Genomic DNA, 1,084 nt, shown 5'->3' with positions numbered 1-1,084 from the left:
GAGGCACTCGAAGCCCTCGTCCTGCGGCTGCTCGCGAAGGACCCGCAGCACCGGCCCGCCTCGGCGCAGGAAGGGGCGGGTGGGGTCCAGCGGCGATCCGGTGGGCGTCCCGCGCGCGGGCAGCAGCTCCGCCAGATCCTCGTACACCTCCTGCGCCGAGGCGGGCCGGTGCTGCGGGTCCTTCGCGAGCAGCCGCAGGACGAGGGCTTCGAGTGCCTCGGGGACCTCGGGGCGGATACGGCGCACGGGCAGCGGCGGCTCGTACAGGTGCCGGTGCAGCACGCCGAGCGCCGTCGAACCGGAGAACGGCACGTCTCCGCTGAGGAGTTCATGGAGCAGTACGCCGAGTGCGTACAGGTCGGTGTACGGGCCGACCGCGCCGCCCATCGCCTGCTCGGGCGCCATGTAGGCGGGCGATCCGATGGGGGTGCCGGTGTGGGTGAGGCGGGTGGTGTCGGCGTCCATGACGGAGGCGACACCGAGGTCGAGGACGGTGACCGTGCCGTCCTGCTTCACCATCACGTTGCGCGGCTTGAGGTCGCGGTGGACGATCGGCACCGCGTGCACGGCGCTCAGCACGGCGCACAGTTGCGCGGCGACCGCGACCGCCCACTGCCACGGGTAAGGGTCGTGCTCGGCGAGGTGGTCGGAGAGGTCGGCGCCGTCGACGTACTGCATGACGAGGAACAGCTCCTCGCCCTCGCTGCCCGCGTCGTGCACGGTGACGAGCCCGGGGTGGTCGACCTGCGCGGTCACCCGGCACTCGCGCACGAACCGGCGGCGCAGCTCGTCCGCCTCCTGCCCGGCCACCTTGTCGGGGCGCAGCAGCTTCACCGCCACGCGCCGGTCCAGCCGCTGGTCGTAGGCCGTCCACACCTGTCCCATGCCGCCCTGTCCGATGAGCGTGGACAGTTCATAGCGGCCTGCGACGACACGTCCTGTCGCCACGGTCACCTTCCGCCCTCGTGGTTGCCGTCCTGCCGGCTGTCGTGCTGGCGCAGATAGTCACTGAGCTCGTCGAGCTCGGCGCGCACCTGGTCGATCCGCGCGGGCGCGGGGCGCTGCGGGGGCGGTGGCACGGGGG

Annotated in this window: 1 protein-coding gene; it reads right to left on the bottom strand. The window is 72.8% G+C overall.

Features of this window, described 5'->3' with window-relative positions:
* Positions 1–912: serine/threonine-protein kinase (locus tag L0P92_RS44585; protein WP_273634167.1), on the bottom strand; the 912-nt coding region annotated here is incomplete at its 3' end.
* Positions 913–1,084: the final 172 nt, after the last annotated feature.

It is taken from the genome of Streptomyces muensis (assembly GCF_021474425.1).
Taxonomy (GTDB): domain Bacteria; phylum Actinomycetota; class Actinomycetes; order Streptomycetales; family Streptomycetaceae; genus Streptomyces; species Streptomyces muensis.
This window is presented reverse-complemented; position numbering and strand designations above follow the sequence as displayed.